This window comes from bacterium (assembly GCA_035308905.1).
Classification (GTDB): Bacteria; Sysuimicrobiota; Sysuimicrobiia; order Sysuimicrobiales; family Segetimicrobiaceae; genus DASSJF01.
This window is the reverse complement of the sequence record DATGFS010000003.1, coordinates 1-17,563: the sequence shown is the minus strand read 5'-3', so window position 1 is coordinate 17,563 and position 17,563 is coordinate 1. Positions and strand designations below refer to the sequence as shown.

At 71.0% G+C, this 17,563-nt stretch carries 15 protein-coding genes; 8 read left to right on the top strand and 7 right to left on the bottom strand.

Annotation, left to right across the window (positions count from 1 at the left end; translation table 11 throughout):
- The first annotated feature begins 43 nt into the window (after nucleotides 1–43).
- Nucleotides 44–1,204, top strand: a complete 1,161-nt coding sequence (locus VKT83_00380) for a DegT/DnrJ/EryC1/StrS family aminotransferase (GenBank protein ID HLY20903.1) — start codon at nucleotides 44–46, stop codon at nucleotides 1,202–1,204.
- Here the strand turns inward: VKT83_00380 and VKT83_00375 are convergent.
- The 5 genes from VKT83_00375 to VKT83_00355 all read right to left on the bottom strand — a co-directional run bounded on the left by VKT83_00375 (nucleotide 1,201) and on the right by VKT83_00355 (nucleotide 8,552).
- The gene (locus VKT83_00375; GenBank protein HLY20902.1) at nucleotides 1,201–2,856 is read right to left on the bottom strand and encodes a hydantoinase B/oxoprolinase family protein; all 1,656 of its coding nucleotides are present in this window, start codon (nucleotides 2,854–2,856) and stop codon (nucleotides 1,201–1,203) included. The two genes, VKT83_00380 and VKT83_00375, sit on opposite strands and share 4 nt — an antisense overlap.
- On the bottom strand, nucleotides 2,853–4,880 hold the full coding sequence (locus tag VKT83_00370) for a hydantoinase/oxoprolinase family protein (protein ID HLY20901.1): 2,028 nt from the start codon (nucleotides 4,878–4,880) through the stop codon (nucleotides 2,853–2,855). Before VKT83_00370 ends, VKT83_00375 begins: the two co-directional genes overlap by 4 nt.
- Nucleotides 4,881–4,898: 18 nt before the next feature.
- Nucleotides 4,899–5,786 (bottom strand): ABC transporter permease, encoded by an 888-nt coding sequence (locus VKT83_00365; GenBank protein HLY20900.1) that lies wholly within the window; start codon nucleotides 5,784–5,786, stop codon nucleotides 4,899–4,901.
- Nucleotides 5,787–5,788: 2 nt separating this feature from the next.
- Entirely contained in the window at nucleotides 5,789–6,808 is a 1,020-nt protein-coding gene (locus tag VKT83_00360; GenBank protein ID HLY20899.1) for an ABC transporter permease, read from the bottom strand.
- 97 nt (nucleotides 6,809–6,905) lie between these two features.
- On the bottom strand, nucleotides 6,906–8,552 hold the full coding sequence (locus tag VKT83_00355; protein ID HLY20898.1) for an ABC transporter substrate-binding protein: 1,647 nt from the start codon (nucleotides 8,550–8,552) through the stop codon (nucleotides 6,906–6,908).
- Between the two features lie 143 nt (nucleotides 8,553–8,695).
- Between VKT83_00355 and VKT83_00350 the strand changes: the two genes are divergently transcribed.
- From VKT83_00350 to VKT83_00325, 6 genes are all read left to right on the top strand, one after another.
- Nucleotides 8,696–9,865, top strand: a complete 1,170-nt coding sequence (locus VKT83_00350) for a DegT/DnrJ/EryC1/StrS family aminotransferase (protein HLY20897.1) — start codon at nucleotides 8,696–8,698, stop codon at nucleotides 9,863–9,865.
- A 115-nt stretch (nucleotides 9,866–9,980) separates the two neighbouring features.
- A complete protein-coding gene (locus VKT83_00345) occupies nucleotides 9,981–11,123 on the top strand; it encodes a DegT/DnrJ/EryC1/StrS family aminotransferase (protein ID HLY20896.1) in 1,143 nt (380 codons plus the stop codon).
- Nucleotides 11,124–11,131: 8 nt separating this feature from the next.
- Complete coding sequence (locus VKT83_00340; GenBank protein ID HLY20895.1) at nucleotides 11,132–12,529, top strand: amidase; 1,398 nt, start codon at nucleotides 11,132–11,134, stop codon at nucleotides 12,527–12,529.
- Nucleotides 12,526–12,762 carry a hypothetical protein gene (locus VKT83_00335; GenBank protein HLY20894.1) on the top strand — a complete coding sequence of 79 codons (237 nt, stop codon included), beginning with the start codon at nucleotides 12,526–12,528 and terminating at the stop codon, nucleotides 12,760–12,762. The genes VKT83_00340 and VKT83_00335 overlap by 4 nt, the downstream gene beginning before the upstream one ends.
- A gap of 12 nt (nucleotides 12,763–12,774) precedes the next feature.
- Nucleotides 12,775–13,932 carry a DegT/DnrJ/EryC1/StrS family aminotransferase gene (locus VKT83_00330; protein ID HLY20893.1) on the top strand — a complete coding sequence of 386 codons (1,158 nt, stop codon included), beginning with the start codon at nucleotides 12,775–12,777 and terminating at the stop codon, nucleotides 13,930–13,932.
- A complete protein-coding gene (locus tag VKT83_00325; GenBank protein ID HLY20892.1) occupies nucleotides 13,929–15,074 on the top strand; it encodes a DegT/DnrJ/EryC1/StrS family aminotransferase in 1,146 nt (381 codons plus the stop codon). The genes VKT83_00330 and VKT83_00325 overlap by 4 nt, the downstream gene beginning before the upstream one ends.
- 63 nt (nucleotides 15,075–15,137) lie before the next feature.
- On the opposite strand, the gene VKT83_00320 is transcribed toward VKT83_00325, so the two are convergent.
- Together VKT83_00320 and VKT83_00315 are read right to left on the bottom strand one after the other, a co-directional pair.
- Nucleotides 15,138–15,869, bottom strand: a complete 732-nt coding sequence (locus VKT83_00320; GenBank protein HLY20891.1) for a PIG-L deacetylase family protein — start codon at nucleotides 15,867–15,869, stop codon at nucleotides 15,138–15,140.
- A 28-nt stretch (nucleotides 15,870–15,897) separates the two neighbouring features.
- Nucleotides 15,898–16,896: a C-terminal binding protein gene (locus VKT83_00315; protein ID HLY20890.1), complete on the bottom strand. Its 999-nt coding sequence runs from the start codon at nucleotides 16,894–16,896 to the stop codon at nucleotides 15,898–15,900.
- A 171-nt stretch (nucleotides 16,897–17,067) separates the two neighbouring features.
- On the opposite strand from VKT83_00315, the gene VKT83_00310 reads away from it, so the two are divergent.
- Nucleotides 17,068–17,563, top strand: a 496-nt coding sequence (locus VKT83_00310; GenBank protein ID HLY20889.1) for an aminotransferase class I/II-fold pyridoxal phosphate-dependent enzyme, incomplete at its 3' end; no start/stop codon positions are given.

Sequence of the window (17,563 nt, the reverse complement as noted above, 5' to 3'; positions counted from 1 at the left end):
AAGCCGTATGACGTCCCGACTCTCATTCACCGGTGGTGCGCGCATGCACATTCCAAACCGCAAGATGACCCCGACGCCCGAGCAGCGGCAGAAGGCGCTCGAGGTCCTCGAGACCGGCAAGACGTACGGCGGGGAAGAGACCGAGCGGTTTGAAGCCGAGCTGGCCGCCTGGTGCGGGCGCCGCTACGGCGTGACCGCGAACTCCGGCACGTCCGTCTGCCTGCTCGCCCTCGACGCGAAGGGCATCGGTTCCGGCGACGAGGTCATCCTCCCGGCCAACGGCTACGTGGGGGTGCTCGCGGCGGTCGTGAAGCGCGGCGCCACGCCGGTGTTCGCCGAGGTGGACGCCGAGACGTCGAACATCCTGCCCGACGCCGTCGCGGCCGCGGTGACGCCGCGCACCCGCGCGGTCGTCGCGATCCACGATTACGGCTTTCCGTGCGACATGGATCCGATCATGGAGACGGCGCGCCGGCACGGGCTCTTCGTGATCGAGGACGCGGCGCACGCGCTCGGCGCAGAGTACAAGGGCCGTCGCGCCGGCGGCATCGGCGACATGGGGTTCTTCAGCTTCTCCGGGAAGATGATCAGCGCGTTCGGCCCCGGAGGCGGCGCGGTGACGGACGACCGGGACCTCGCGGAAGGGCTCGCCAGCCTGCGGGACCAGGGGCGCGTGCGTGACGAGCGGATCAGCTTCGTCCGCCGGACGGACACGACGTGGTACGACCAGCGCTGGGTCGGCTACAACATGCACATGACCGAGCTGTGCGCCGCGCTGGCGCGGCTGGATCTCCGGGCGCTGCCCGCGTTCGTCGCGCACCGGCGCCGGGCGGCCGCGTACTACACGGCGCGCTTCCAGGACGCCGCGCTCCCGCTGCGGCTCCCGCCGTCGCGGCCGTGGGCCGCGCCATCGTACCTGCATTACGCCGTCTGGAGTCCGGAGCGGGAGGCCCTGCGGGAGGCGCTGGCCGCGCGCGGGATCGAGGCCATTGCGCTCTATCCGACGCCGCTGCACCTGGCGCGTCCGATGATGGAGCAGTACGGGACGCGTCCGGGACAGTTTCCCGTGGCCGAGCGGCTCTGCCGCGAGACGCTGTCGCTGCCGTGCGGCCCGCACATGACGGACGAACACCTCGCCTACGTGGCGGACGCGGTGATCGGCTACTTCGGCGCGCGGACCTCGTCCGCGGCCGGCGGCGCTTAGAGCCCTTCCGTCGGATCCGGGACGGCTCCGCCCCGCGTCTGCCGGCCCTCCCGCGTGTCCTTGTCCAGACGCTCCGCGGGGCGGCGCTCCGCCGGTCCGTAGCCGCCGCCGCCGCCCGCCCGCACGACCAGGCGATCCCCCGCGCGCAGCGCTTCGTGCACCTTGGACCCGAGCACGCGCGCCGTCCCGTCGCGAACGAGCACGCAGGCCCCGGGGGCCCCGGTCCCGCCCCCGAAGAGGCCCGGCGCGCCGTGACGGTGGCGGTCGGAGTGCAATCCGAAGGTGACGTCGTCCGCGAGGATCCGGTAGGCGCGCTCCATCCCGAGTCCGCCGCGGTACTCGCCGTCGCCGCCTGAGTCCGGGACGAGGCGGTACCGCAGCACCTCGAGGAACGGGAACTCGATCTCCACCGACTCGACGGGCGTGTTGTGGCCGTTGGTGAGGTGCATGATCATGCCGTCGGCGCCGTCCTGGCACCACAGCGCGCCGTTCCCCGCGCCGAGCACCTCCGAGAGAATGCGGGTGTGGCCTCCCGCGCGCTGGCCGAACGTGATCCCGGTCTGCGCGTCGAAGCCCGGTGCCGTGACCTGCTTCGGCAGCACCGGCGCGAGCGCCATGTTGATCGCGTCGAAGATCTTGTAGCAGGCGCTGGTGCGCGCCCGCGTCGCGGCCGGCCAGCGCGGATTGACGAGCGAGCCGAGCGGCGCCGTGACGTGCACCGGCCGCATGCTGCCGGCGTTGACGAGCATGTGCGTGACGCCGAGGATGGCCACGACCGTGGTGCGCACGCTCGAGAGCGTCGACCCCCACGGCACGTTGATGAAGCCCTTGGCCTGTCCGTCGGTGCCGGCGAAGTCGATCGTCATCTCGCTGCCGGCGATGCGGACCGCCACGCGGACGTAGAACGGGCCGGCGCCCGTCCCGTCGTCCTCCATGAACGCCTCGCCGCGGTACTCGCCGTCCGGAATCGCGCCGATCGCCTGGCGGGAGATGCGCTCCCCGTAGTCCTGGACGTCCGTCATGAACTCCGCGATCGCGTCCGCTCCGTACTTGCGGGCGAGCGCCCGCACCCGCGCCTCCCCGGTGCGGCAGGCGGCGATCTGGGCGTCGAAGTCCGCCAGCACCGTGCGCGGGGCGCGCACGTTCGCGCCGAGGAACTTGCCGAACGGCGACGTCCGCCAGCCGGCGTCCAGCGGGATGCGCATCGGCGGGAAGACGATGCCTTCCTGGAAGACGTCAGTCGCGCGCGCGTTGCTGGCCGCGGCGCCGCCGCCGAGGTCGAGGTGGTGGACGTTCGCGCAGGTGACGCCGAGCAGCCGTCCGTCGAGGCGGATCGGCGTGAACAGCAGCACGTCGTTGATGTGCTGGCCGCCGTGGAAGGGATCGTTGAGGACGAAGGCCTCGCCGTCGGCCAGCTCGGCGAACGCGTACTGCTCGGCGATCGCCGCGGCGGCCGGGTCGATCGCGTTCAGCAGCTGCGGGATGTAGTTCGCGATCGCGACGGTGTTGCCGCGGGGGTCGAGGATCGCCGTCGCGATGTCGCGCACCTCGCGGACGATGGTCGAATGCGCGGAGCGGTAGAGGTTGACGCCCATTTCCTCCGCGGTCGCCGCGAAGGCGTGGCCGATGACGGAGAGGGTGACGGGATTCATTCGCCGGCCTCCAGCACCAGGTTGCCGAACCGGTCCGCGCGGGCGGACCATCCCTCGGGCACGTACGTCGTCGCCGTCGGCTCCTCGACGACGCACGGGCCGGCGAGCCGCGCGCCGGCGTCGATCTCATGCCGGGCGTGGTAGCCGGCGGCGCGCGGCGCGGCGGCGCCCCGCCCGCCGGGCTGTGATGACAGGCGGTCTGCCGGCGCGGGACGGATGCCCCGCAGCGGCGACGGCGCCACCGCGACGAGGCGGTACCCGACCACTTCGACGTCCTGGTCGCGCACCGCGTGCCCGTACCGGGCGCGGTGCGCTTCGTGAAACGCCTCGACCGCCGCCGGCACCGCCAGGCCGCCGGCCGGCACGCTGATCTCGTACGCCTGGCCGGCGTAGCGCATGTCGATCTCGCGGCGGCAGCGCACGTCGCGCCACGGCCGCTCGTAGGCCTCGAACTCGCGGCGCGCCTGGCGCTCGAGGTCCGCGAACACCGCGGCCACGTCGCCGTCGGCGACGCGGCCGGCCGGCGTGACCCGGGTCATCGAGAAGTCCTGCCGGGTGTCGGCGATCAGGAGGCCGTAGGCCGAGACGAGGCCGGGGTTGACCGGGACCAGGACGCGCGCGATCCCGAGATCGGCCGCGACGGCCGCGGCGTGGAGCGGGCCGGAGCCACCGTAGGCCACGATCGTGTAGTCGCGCGGATCGTAGCCGCGCTCGATCGAGACGAGCCGCACCGCCTGCGCCATCGTCACGTTGACCAGCCGCAGCACGCCGTCGAGGGTCTCGCGCCGCTCGAGGCCGACGCGGTCGGCGAGCGATCCGAGCGCCGCCTCGGCCGCCGCGGCGTCGAGGCGCAGCCGGCCGCCGAAGAACGCCTCGGGCCGGATGCGGCCGGCCAGCACGTTGGCGTCCGTGACGGTGAACGCGGTGCCGCCCTTCCCGTACGCGGCGGGCCCCGGATCGGCCCCGGCGCTTTCCGGTCCGACCTTGAGAATGCCGCCGCGGTCGACGTCCGCGATGCTGCCGCCGCCCGCGCCGACGGTCGCGATGTCGATCATCGGCACGTTGAGCGGCAGGCCGGCGATCCTGTACTCGCGGGTCACGCCGGGACGGCCGTCGGTGACCAGGCACACGTCGGTGCTGGTGCCGCCCATGTCGAACGTGATCGCGTTGGGAAACCCCGCCTCGACCGCGGCGGTGGTCGCCCCGACCACGCCCGCGGCCGGTCCGGACAGGATCATCTTCGCGGCGTGCCGGCGGATCGCGTGCGCGGGGATCGTGCCGCCGTTCGCCTGGACGATGGTCACGGGCCCGCGGAACGCCCGCGCCCGCAGGCCCTCTTCGAGCCGCGACAGATAGCGGTCGACGACCGGCTTGGCGTAGGCGCTGATCACGCAGGTGCTGGTGCGCTCGTACTCGCGGAACTGCGGCAGCACGTCGGACGAGCGGGTGATCGCGAGGCCGGGCAGCGCCGCCGCGAGCGCGTCCTCGACCGCCACCTCGTGGGCGGGGTTGGCGTACGCGTGCAGCAGGCAGATCGCGATCGACTGGATGCCCTCCGCGGCGGCCAGGCGCCGGACCTCGTCGACGAAGCCGAAGCCGGCGAGCGGCCGGCGCACGCTGCCGTCCGGCGCCATGCGCTCGTCGACCTCGACGATGTGGTCGCGCGACACGAGCGGCTCCGGTTGGCGGTAGAAGAGGTCGAAGAGCCGCGTCTTCGCCTGCCGCTGGATCAGCAGCACGTCGCGGAAGCCTCTGGTCGTCACCAGGCACGTGCGCGCGCCCTTGTGCTCGAGGACGGCGTTCGTGACGACCGTCGAGCCGTGAATCAACGCGGCGATCTCCGGCGGCGCGACGCCGCACTCCGACACCGCCGCCAGCACCGCGCGCTCGGGGTCGGACGGGGTCGACATCACCTTGCCCGTCGCTTCGATCTGGTCCCCGCGGGACAGCACCCAGTCGGTGAAGGTACCGCCGACTTCGATGCCGAGCCGCAGTCCGGTCGTGTCGAGATGCCGTGTCTCCATCGAGCCTCCCGTTCGCCGCTAGCGCGATCGAAAGCGCGGATCGAGCAGGTCGCGCAGTCCGTCGCCGAGCACGTTCATTGCCAGCACCAGCGTCAGAATCGCCAGCCCCGGAAACGTACTGATCCACCACTGGTCGAGGTAGTTGCGCCCGGCGGCGATCATCGAGCCCCACTCCGGGATCTGCGGCGGCGGCCCCAGGCCGAGGAAGCTCAGCGACGCGAAGGTGAGGATCGCGTGGCCGACGTCCAGCGTGCTGAGGATCACCACCGGCGAGATGGTGCCCGGCAGGACGTGCCGGAGGAAGATTCTGAGGCGCGAGCCGCCGACCGCCCGCGCGGCCTGCACGTACTCGCGGTCCCGCAGCGCCAGCACGAGCCCGCGCACCAGCCGCGCGTAGGACGGCCACCACGCGACCATGATGGCGATGATCGCGTTGCGGATGCCGGCCCCGAGCGCGGCCGTGATCACGAGCGCGAGAATCACGGTGGGAAAGGCGAGCATGAGATCGGTGCCCCGCATGATGGCCTCGTCGGCGGCTCCGCCGAGGAAGCCGGCCGTGCCGCCGATCATCGTGCCGAGGACGACCGCCAGCGCGACCGCGATCACGCCGACCGGGATCGACAGCCGCGCGCCGTACAGGATGCGGCTCAGGATGTCGCGCCCGAGCGGATCGGTGCCGAGCCAGTGCGCCGGGCCGGGCGGCTGCAGGCGGCCGGCGATGGATTGGGCGAGGGGCCGGTACGGCGCGAGCGACGGCGCCAGGACCGCGACGGCGATCCATCCCGCGACGACCGCCAGCGCCGCGAGTGCCAGCGGCGAGCCGGAGAGCTGCCGGGGCAGCAGACGGCGCCGCCGGACCGGCCGGGGCACGGCCGCCGCCTCGGGCGTGGTAATGGCCGCGTCCATGCTCAGGCGACCCGGATCCGCGGATCGAAGAACGCGTACGCCACGTCGACCACTAGGTTGACGAGGACGTACACCCCGGCGACGATGATGCCGCTGCCCATGATCGCGGGGAAGTCGAGCGACGTCGCGCTGCTGAACGCGTAGAGGCCGAGGCCCGGCCAGCTGAAGACGGTCTCGGTCACGACGGCGCCGGAGAGCAGCCCGCCGAAGCTCAGGCCGACGATCGTGATGATCGGGATCAGCGCGTTGCGCGCGGCGTGCCTGACGACGACGGCCCAGCGCGTGACGCCTTTGGCGCGGGCGGTGCGGACGTAGTCCTCCCCGAGCACCTCGAGCATGCTGCCGCGCATCATCCGCGTGACGATGCCCAGGCTGTAGGACGACAGCACCACGGCCGGCAGGACCAGGTGTCCCAGCCAGTCGGCCGCGGCGTCCCAGCGGCGGCTCAGCATCGCGTCGACGAGCACGAATCCGGTCACAAACGGCGGCGGGGTGATCGTGGGGCTGAGCCGTCCCGGCGCGGGCGCCCAGCCGAGGTGCGCGTAGAAGACGACGATCGCGACGAGCCCCAGCCAGAAGACCGGTGTGGAGACGCCGACCAGCGACGCGACCCGGGCGGCCTGATCGATCGGCCGCTCGCGGTTGACCGCGGCCAGCATGCCGAGCGGGATGCCGGTGACGAGGCTCAACAGCATCGCGGCGACCGCGATTTCGATCGTCGCCGGCAGATGCTGCCGCAGATCGAGCAGCACCGGCTGGCGCGTGGAAATGGAGATGCCCATGTTCCCGTGGACGAGATTCCAGAGATAGATCAGGTACTGCCGGTACAGCGGCTGGTCGAGGCCCCAGTGGTGCCGGAACGCCGCGACGATCGTCGGGTCGGCCGCGGCCTGATCGCCGAGGTTGGCCGCCACGGGGTCGGCCGGCACCGCGTGCGACAAGAGAAAACTGAGCAGCGTGATCCCGACCAGCATCGGGAACAGCAGCAGCACCCGCCGGGCGATGTATCGGTAGAGCGTCATAAAATGCCGGACGGCGCCGTCTTCGCCCCGCTGGCGCGGGACTAGGCGGCGGGATGCGCCGCCTTCGCCGGCGCCGTCCGGCCCGCGCCGCCTTTCGCTACGTCTTGCTCACCGTGTAGTAGTCGACCATCCAGGCGCTCGCGAACGTGACGCCGCGCACGTTGGACCGGAACGCGTACGGCGTGACCGGCTGGAACAGCGGCGCCCACGGGCCGTACGAGGCGATCATCCGGTTGAGCCGCTGGTACAGCGCCACCCGCTTCGCCGTGTTGATCTCGGTTTCCGTCGTCTTGGCGAGCTGCGTGATCTGCTGGGCCTCCGCGCTGGCGTCCGGCATCCAGCCGGTGCGCTTCGCCACCGTGCGGCCGGGCACGAAGACCAGGTAGTCGCTCACGTCGGGGTAGTCGGCGGCCCACTGCCAGATGCCGAGCTGGTTCTTGCCGTCGCGGTACTGCTGGATCGCGACGCTGTACGGCAGGCCGTTCAGGTTGATCTTGATGCCGACCGCCCCGAGATCTTCCTGCACCTTCTGGGCGATCAGGTTCGCCTGGATCCCGTAGAAGACGAGGTCGCTCGCGAACGTGAGCGACCCGCTGATCTCGCCGAGGTTCGCCTCGCGCAGGAGGCGCTTGGCGTGCTCGCGGTCCGTCCTCGCCGCCTCCGCGGCCGGCAGCGCGCCCGGGAAGTTGTTCGGGATGATGCCGGCCTGCCGAAGCGCTCCCTTTCCGGCGAGGGCCAGCATGCCCTGATAGTCGAGCGCGGCCCGGACCGCCTGCACGACCTTGGGGTTGGCGAACGGCCCGCCGACCTGCGGGTTCTGGTTCATCATCACGTACACGAGCGTCGACGCCAGGCTCGTTTTGACGGTCACGCCGGGAACGCCCGCCAGGCTGCGGACCTGATCGGCGCCGATGCCGGTCGCCACGTCGAGGTCGCCCTTCTTGATCATCAGCTCCTGCGCCGACGGCTCGGCGACGTTGCGCAGAACAACGCGGTCGATCCTCGGCGCGCCGCGCCAGTGATTGGGGTTCTTGACGAGGACGATCTCCTGCTTCGGCGTGTAGCTCTGAAGCATGAACGCGCCCGTGCCGGCGGAGTGGGCGTTGAGATAGGCTTCCGCCTGGTCCTTGGTCCTGGCGTCCGGGCTCGCGTCGCCTCCGTTTGCCGCGACGAGCTTGCTGTCGACGGCGCTCAGGACCGGGCTCGACAGAATCGGCAGGATCGCGGGATGCGGCTCCGTCATCCGGATGACGACCGTGAGGGGGTCCGGCGTCTGCACCTCATCCAGGCCCTCGAGCAGAAACGCGGCGTTGCCCTTCAGGTACCGCACGCGGTCGATCGACCACTTGAAGTCCGCCGACGTCAGCGGGTTGCCGCTTGCAAACTTGACGTTCGGGCGCAGCTTGAAGGTGTATGTCTTGCCGTCCTGCGAGACGGTCCAGCCGGTGGCGAGCGACGGCTTCGGCGTCCTGAGGTCCTCGCCCTCGAACGTCACGAGCGAGTCGTATGTCGCGTGATCGATGTTGTTGGCGCCGTTTTCGAGTTCCCGGCCCGGGTCCAGCGTCTTGATGTCGAATCCGGCGCCGCCGATGGTGAGCGTCGACGACGACGCGGCGCCCAGCGCGGGGCGGGCGTCCTTCAGCATGCCGAGGAGCGAAAACCCGGCGCCGGCGCCGGCCAGGCGCAGCAGATCGCGCCGCGAGAGACCGTCTTTCCGATCGGACCTGTCGTGCCTACGTGCCATTGTTGTGCCGTCCCCCTTAGCGGATAGTCGCCGCATTATCAAAATGCTATTTCGTTTTTCGGGACGAATACGGAGATAGTAGAGGGGTTGTTTCTCTTTTTCTCGAACGATCTCCTTGCTCGTTTCCGCGAGAGGGGATGATCATGGCGCGCGAGGCACCCGTCCGAGAGATCCGCTACAAACCCGTCATGACCGACGAGATGATCGACGCGGCGACCCGTGTGCTGCGAAGCGGCAAGTATATTCGCAGCTTCCCGCTCGAAGAGTCCGAGGGCAAGCGGTTCGAAGACGAGTTCTGCGCCTATATCGGCGCGCCGCATGCCGTCAACGTGTCGAGCGGCACCGCGGCGATGCACATCGCGCTGCTGGCGATCGGCGTCGGCCCCGGCGACGAGGTCATCACGGTCCCGAACACGTTCTCCTCGGTCGCCGACGTGATCATCCTCTGCGGCGCCAAGCCGGTGCTCGTCGACGTCGAGCCGGACACCTACAACATGAACGTCGCCCAGGTCGAGGCCGCGATCACGCCGCGGACCAAGGCGATCATGCCCGTGCACATGAACGGGCATCCGGTCGACATGGACCCGCTGATGGCGATCGCGCGCAAGCACGGCCTCAAAGTGATGGAGGACGTCTGCCACGCGGCCGGCGCGAAATACAAGGGCCGGTATCTCGGGACGTTCGGCAACGCCGGCTGTTTTTCGTTCGTGCAGAACAAGTGCATCTCGGTCGGCGGCGAGGGCGGCATGATGGTGACCTCCGACGCCCGCGTCTGGGAGACCGCGATGATGCTGTGCAACCACGGCCGCGGCCGCCGGTGGTTCGAGGGCCACAAGGCCTACCATATCTACCGCGCCCAGCAGATCGAGATGGTCGGCTACAACTACCGGCAGAACGAGCTCCATTCGGCGATCGGCCGCATCCAGCTCAAGTATCTCGACGGCTGGAACGCGCGCCGGCGCGAGAACGCCGCGCTCTACGGCACGCTGCTGAGCCGGTTCCGCCACGACCTGACCCTCCCGGCCGCGAAGCCCTACGCGGAGCATGCGATGATGCGGTTCGTGGCGCAGACGCCCCGGCGCGACGAGCTGCGCGCCCATCTCGAATCCCGCGGCATCCACGTCATGGTGGAGTACGGAACGCCGATTCATCTCGATCACGCCTACCAGCCGCACTGCGGAGCGCCGGAGGGGACGTTCCCCGTCACGGAGCGGCTCGCGCAGACGATCCTGACGTTGCCCTGCTACCAGACGCTCGACGCCAACGATATCGGCTACGTCGCGGAGGCCATCCGGCAGTTCTACAGTGAATAACGGGGACCCGGACGCCGGCGGACCGGCTGACGCCGGACCGCGCGCCGACTCCGCGGCGCGCAACCATGAAACTAACGCCGGCAACGATGTCATAGAAGCCGGGGCGCCGACGCCGGTGAAGTACCGCTGTCTGTGGACACCGTTCGACGCCGAGATGCGGGACGCGATGCTGCGTCCCACGCCGGGTCCCGTGTACTACGACGGCCCGGAGGTCGAGGCGCTCGAGCGTGAAGCCGCGGCCTACCTCGGCGTCGCGCGGGGCGTGGGGGTCTCGTCGGGCACCACGGCCCTGTACCTGGCGATGCTGGCGATGGGCATCGGCCCCGGAGACGAGGTCGTGTGCGCCGCCAACGGCTACCTGTCCGGGCCGGAGTGCGCGATTCACGCCGGCGCCAAGCCGGTGTACTGCGACGTGCTCGAGGCGACCGCCAACATGGACGCGCGCACGGTGGAGCCGGTGCTGTCCCCGCGCACGAAGGCGATCGTGGCCGTCCACCTCTACGGGCATCCGGTCGACATGGACCCGCTCATGGAGCTCGCGCGGCGGCGCGGCATCTTCGTCATCGAAGACCTGGCGCACGCGTTCGGCGGGCGCTACAAGGGCCGGCCGCTCGGCTCGATCGGGGACGCGAGCTTCACCAGCTTCGCGCGAAAAGGCGTGACGGTCGCGGGGCAGGGCGGCATGGCGTTCACGTCCGAGCCGGAGTGGGCCCACCGGATGTCGCTGCTGCGGCGGCACGGCTGGGAGCGCGGGCACGCCTACCGCAGCCGGCTCAGCCTGGTGGGATTCAATCACACCCTGAGCGAGTCGCTCGCCGCGGTCGGCCGCGTGTCGCTGTCCCGGCTCGATCGGTATAACGCCGTCCGCCGCGAGAACGCGCGCCGGTACACCGCGGGCCTCACGGCGCGCGGGCTCGGCGCGGCCGTCCCGGTGGAGATGCCGTGGGCCTCGCACGCGTGGCTGCATTACGTGATCCGCGTGCCGCGCCGCGACGGCCTCATCGCCTTTCTATCAGAACGCGGCATCGGGGCCGGCATCCACTACAAGCACCCGGTATACCGCGAGCCCGCGTACGTCGCGCGCACCGGCGAGGATCCGGGGCCGCGGCCCGTCACGGACCGCATCGTGACGGAGATCGTCACCCTGCCGTCTCACCCCGACATGGGCGACGGGATCGACTACGTCCTCGACCAGGTCGCAGAGTTCTACGGCGGGCGCCTGGACGCGGCGGGCGAACCGGCCGCCGCGGCACGGTAGCGGGCGTCATGGCCGTCGATCTCGCGTACACCTCGCTCACGGAGCTTGGGCGCCTGCTCGACGCCCGCAAGGTCTCCCCGGTGGAGATCGTGCGGGCGGCGCTCGAGCGGATCGAGCGGTACAACGGCCGTCTCGCCGGCTACATCACCGTCTGCGGCGAGGCGGCGCTGGCCGCGGCCCGCCGGGCCGAGCAGGAGATCACCGGCGGAGGCGGCCGCCGCACGCGGCTGCACGGCCTGCCGATCGCGCACAAGGACATCAGCCTGACCAAGGGCGTCCGCACGACCGCGCACTCGCGCTGTCTGATCGAGCACGTGCCCGATCGCGACGCCACCCACGTCCGGCGCCTCGCCGAGGCCGGCATGATCATGCTCGGCAAGACGAACACCACCGAGTTCGCGTGCGGCACGATGGACCTGTTCGGGATCGCGCGGAACCCCTGGGACCTGAGCCGCTACACCGGCGGGTCGAGCGCCGGGTCCGCCAGCGCGCTCGCGGCGGGGATGGCGCCCGCGGCCACCGGCTCGGACACGGGCGGCTCGATCCGGGTGCCGGCGAGCTTCTGCGGCATCGTCGGGCTCAAGCCCACCTACGGGCGCGTGAGCCGGTACGGCCTCATTCCGCTGAGCTGGAGCATGGATCACGTCGGGCCGATGGCTCGCACGGTGGCCGACTGCGCGCTCTTGTTGAACACGATGGCGGGCCACGATCCGCTGGACCCCACCAGCGCGCGAACGCCCGTCCCGGATTTCACCGATGGACTGGACGCCGGGGTGCGCGGGATGGTGCTCGGCGTCCCCAAGCAGCACTTCTATGAGAGGCTCGAGCCGGAGGTCGACGCCGCCGCGCGCGCGGCGCTCCGGCACCTCGAGGGGGAGGGCGCCCGGCTCGAGCCGGTCGACCTGCCGCTCGTCGGCCACATCGCCGGACCGGGCGGCATCCTTATCATGGCCGAGGCCTACGGCCTGCACGCCCGACAGCTGCGCGAGCGCGCCGCGGACTACGGCGACCGCACCCGGCGGCGCATCGCGTCGGGCGCCTGCTACACGAGCGGGGAGTACGAGGCGGCGACGCGCGTTCGCGTGGCCTGGACCCGGCAGGCGGCGCGGGCGCTCGAGCGGGTGGACGCCATCGTAACGCCGACGCTGCCGCATGCGGCGTTTACCGTCGAGGTGCAGAAGGCCGGGGAGCCGCCCGACACGAGCTGGGGCACCCGCCATTTCAACCTGTCGGGGCACCCGGCGCTCACGCTGCCGTGCGGTTTCACCGCGGCCGGGCTGCCGATCGGCATGCAGCTCGCGGGCCGCTATTTCGACGAGACGACGCTGTTCCGGATCGCGCACGCCTACGAGCGCTCGACGCCGTGGCACGGCCGTCGCCCGGCGGTTGGGGAGGCGGTGTCATGAACGGCGGTGCGGACCAGATCCGCGCGGAACTGGCGCGGCAGGGCATCGCCGTGACCGACGACGACCTCGCCATGATCACGACGATCGTGGCCGCCAACCGCGCCGCCCTGGCGCGGGTGCCGGCCGGCGCCGTCGAGGACCCCGAGGTAAGCCATGGGTTTTTGCCGCCGGCGCCGCCGGCCGAGCCGCCCGCTGTTCCGGCGGACGACGCGGCGCCACACGCCGGACGCTGAGAGAGGCGCGCGATGACCCCGGAGGTTCGGGCGAAGATGGAGATCCCTTACAAGTTTCCCTATCCCGTGACGGACGAGATGCAGCGTGTCGTGGCGGACGTGCTGCGGCGCCGGATTCACTACTTCGGGCCGTACACGGAGGCGCTCGAGACCAAGCTGGCCGCGCTGAGCGGAGCCCGCCGGGCCGTCGCGGCGTCGTCGGGCAGCGCGTGCCTGCTCCTCGGGCTGCACGCGTGCGGGGTGCGGATGGGCGACGAGGTTATCATGCCGGCCAACATTTACGCCGGCGTGCCGGAAGCCGCGCTGCAGCTCGGCGCCACACCGGTTCTCGTCGACATCGACCCGCGCACCTACAATATCGCCGTAGATCAGGTGGAAGCGGCGCTCTCGCCCCGCACGCGCGCCATCGCCGTGCAGCACAGCTACGGACACGCGGTCGACATGGATCCGCTGCGGCGGCTCGCCGAGCCGCGCGGCGTGCGGATCCTCGAGGACGCCGCGCACGCCCTCGGCGGCCGGTATAAGGACCGGCCCACCGGCGCGCTCGGCGACGTCGGGGTGTTCGCGTTCAGCAACAAGGGGATCTCCGCGTGCGGGGTCGGCGGCGCCGCGACGGCGGCCGACGAGCGGCTGGCGCAGGACCTGGTGGACCGCCGCTACCACGGCCGCCGGGACGGCTACGAGACGCACGTGCTCGGGTACAATTTCCGCCTCACCGAGATGGTCGCCGCCGTCGCGTCCTGTCAGCTGGACCAGCTGCCGGCGTGGAACGCGCAGCGGCGGCGCAACGCGGACGACTACACGCGGCGGCTGGACGATGCCGGCGTCCCGCTCGGGCTCCCGGTCGAGCTGCCGTACGCCGGGCACACCTTCTTACATTACGTCGTCCGGCTCGACGCCCGCGACGCGCTGATGGACCACCTGCGGGTCGGCGGGGTGACGACGTCCGTGCACTATCCGGTGCCGGTGCATCGGCACGAAGCGTTCACCGGCCGCCTGCCCTACCGTGAGGGCCAATTCCCCGCGGCCGAGGCGGCCTGCCGGGAAATTCTCTCGCTGCCGTGCCATCCCGCCGTCGGAGAAGCGGAGATCGAGTACGTCGTCGCGGGCATCGCCGAGTTCTACCGCGGGCACCGTCAAAAAGGACGGAGCGGGGAGGGACGGGCATGAAGATTCCGTACCGCGCGCCGGTCGTCACGGACGAGATGCGGCGCAAAGCGCTCGAGGTGCTCGAAAGTGGAACGACGTTCGGCGGGCCGGAGACCGAGGGCTTCGAGGTGGAGCTGGCGCGGCTGTGCGGCATGCGCTACGGCGTCACCGCCAACTCCGGCACGTCGGTCACGATGCTCGCGCTCGACGCGCGCAGCATCGGGCCGGGTGACGAGGTGGTCATGGCCGCGAACGCCTACATCGGCGTCCTCGCCGCGGTCGTCAAGCTCGGGGCGACGCCGGTGTTCGTCGAGGTCGAGGCGGACACTGGCAACATCTCACCGGACGCGGCCGCCGCCGCGATCACGGCGAAGACCCGCGCCGTCGTGCCGCTGCACATGTACGGGTTCCCGTGCGACATGGATCCGATCGTCGCCGCGGCCGGGGCGCGGGAGGTGTTCGTGCTCGAGGACGCCGCCCACGCGCTCGGCGCCGAGTACAAGGGCCGCCCGGCGGGCGGGCTCGGCGACGCGGGGTTCTTCAGCTTCTCGGGCAAGATGATCACGGTGTTCAGCACCGGCGGCGCCGTCGTGACCAACGACCGCCGTCTCGCGGAGAGCGCCTCGAGTCTGCGCGATCAGGGCCGGCTGCGGGACGAGAAGGTCAGCTTCATCCGGCGCACGGACGCGACCTGGTACGACCAGCGCTGGATCGGCTACAACATGCACCTGTCGGAGATGGCCGCGGCGCTGGGCCGGTTGCAGCTGCGCCTGCTCCCGACGTTCACGGAGCACCGCCGGAACGCGGCCGCGTACTACACGAAGCGGTTCGGCGACGCGGGGCTGCCGGTCCGGCTGCCTCCGGCCAGGCCGTGGGCCAACCCGTCCTACCTGCACTACGCGATCTGGACGCCGAAGCGCGACGAGATGGTGGAGTTCCTGCGCGAACGAGAGATCGGCGTGGGCGTGCACTATCCGCGGCCGCTCCACCTGCTCGAGCCGGTGCAGGCGCGGTACGGCACGCGCGAGGGGCAGTTCCCGATCGCCGAACGGCTGTGCCGCGAGAACATGTCGCTGCCGGTCGGCCCGCACATGACCGGCGAGATGCTGGCGCGCGTGGCGGACACGGTGATCGCGTTCTTCAAGGAGGGCCGCGCCGCCTGACGGGGCGGCGCCTCGTGCCGCGGGCGCGCGGCCGCGGACGCGTATCGACTCGCTAGGCGCCCGCTACGGGAACAGCCGTCCCTGCCACGGCGTCAGCCGCTGGAACGCCTCGGCGAACTTGATGCCGGGATCGCCGGCCACGTAGGCGGCCTGCGTGCCGCGCTGCTGCGAGCGGGTGCGGTAGCGCTCGACGTGGTACGGCTGCGCGCGGAATTCCGCGGTGGCGCGCATCTTCGCGTCCATCACATCCGTGATGTCGATGAAGTGATCGGGGACGAACCCGGTCATTTCCGTGAGCGGCTGCGTCGGCTCGCAGGCGAAGATCTGCGTCGGGGCCAGCACCGGCAGGTCCGGCTCCACGCCGGCGAGACTCGTGTAGTAGGCGGCTTCCATCGTCGCCTCATACGTCGTGGTGTGGTCCGGGTTGTACGGCTCCTTCGCGGGGTGCGTGATGATGACCCGCGGCCGGAATGTCCGGATCTCCCGGACGAGCCGCATCAGCCGCTCGTAGTCGAACGTGAGCGGCTGGTCGCGGTAGTCGTAGAAGACGAGCTCGACGCCGAGAATCTCCGCGGCCGCGCGCGCCTCCCCCCGGCGGACCTCCGCGACCTCGTCTTCCGTCGTCTTGCCTTGACGGGCCTTCCAGAACTCGTTCGACTCGCCGCGCGCTCCCGGGCTGACGACGACCACCCGCACGTCGGAGCCGGACGCGGCGTAGCGGGCGAGCGTTCCGCCCGCGCGCACGCAGAAGTCGGCGGCATGGGCGCTGATGCACAACACGCGATCCTTGGCCACGATCTTCCCTCCTCTGAGGTCCCGGCGGTCAGCGGGCCGGCCGCTCGAGCACCTGGCGGTTGACGAGAAACGCGGGCGGACGGCCTTCCATCGCTTCGACCACCTGCTCGGCCGCGTCGCTCTGCGCCTGCTGGATCGATTCCTCCGAATAGAAGCCGATGTGCCCGGACACCGTCACGTTGGGGAGCGTGAGCAGCGGGTGATCCGTTCGCAGCGGCTCCTGCTCGAACACGTCGAGACCGGCGCCGGCCAGACGGCCCGACCGCAGCGCCTCGACGAGGGCGGCCTCGTCGACGACGGGGCCGCGCGACGTGTTCACCAGCACGGCGCCGGGTTTCATCAAGCCGAGCGCCTCCCGCGAGATGATGCCCCGCGTCTCTTCCGTGAGCGGCAGGTGGATCGAGAGCATGTCGGCTTCGGCGAGACAGGCGCGCAGGTCAACGGCCCGGACGCCTTCGTCGCGGAACACGGACGCGTCGAGGTACGGATCGTACGCGATGACCTCCAGTCCGAGCGCCCGGCCTTTGCGGCCCGTGGCCCGGGCGATATTGCCGAAGCCGAGCAGCCCGAGCGTCCGCCCCGCGATGCGGTGGAGCGGCACGATCGGCTTGATGTGCCAGGCGCCGGCGCGGACGGCCCGGTCGGCGGCGACGATCTTCCGGGCGACGGCCAGCAGCAGCGCGATCGCGTGGGACGAGACTTCGTCGACGGCGTAGCGCGGTCCGTTCGTCACCCAGATGCCGCGCGCGGTGGCCGCGGCCACGTCGACCCGGTCGACGCCGGTGCCGTAGTGGGCGATGATCCGGCAGCGGCTGAGCCGGTCGATGCGCGCCGCGTCGAGGACCCCGCGGGAGTGGAGCACCGCGTCGACGAGCGGCGCGGCCCGGTCGAACGCCTCCGGGTCGTCCATGTCGATCGATTCGACGCGGGCACCCTTCGCTTCGAGGATCTTCCGCTCGACGCGAATGTCGTACGACGGCAGACGCCGCGACTCCGTGCGAATGCAGAACCAGGACGTGCCGGTCACTGTTACACCTTCCTTGACAGTCGCCGCCGGTGAGCCGCTTGTGGAACTGGTGTGTGAAACCGAGGCCCGAAATGGCGATGCGCGGAACGACGTTTCAAAGTACGCAGGACTTCGGTGTAGACCACCTGAACCCTCTTGACATCACCGTACGAGCGATCACAGGAGGCTTGCATGGCCACCCGCACCGTCGCCTTCCGGCCCGTCGTCGACCAGGAAATGAAAGACGCCGCGTGCCGGGTGCTGGATTCCGGGCATTACATCCGCACGTCCCCCTTTGAGGCGTCGGAAGGGAAGGCGCTCGAGGAAGAGTTCGGCGCGTTTCTCGCGGCGCCCGGCGAGCCCCGCCTCCACGTGGCGAACGTGGCCAACGGGACCGCGGCGATGCACCTGGCGTGGCTCGCGCAGGGCGTCGGACCGGGCGACGAGGTGATCATTCCGGCCAACACGTTCGTCAGCGTGGCCCACTGCGTATCGCTCGTCGGCGCGAAGCCGGTCCCGGTCGACGTCGATCCGGATACGTACAACATGGACCCGGCGTCGGCGGCCGCCGCGATCACGCCGCGCACCCGCGCGATCATGCCGGTCCACACGGCGGGTCATCCGGCCGACCTCGATCCGATCCTCGATCTGGCGCGGCGGCACGATCTGTTGGTGATCGAGGACGCGT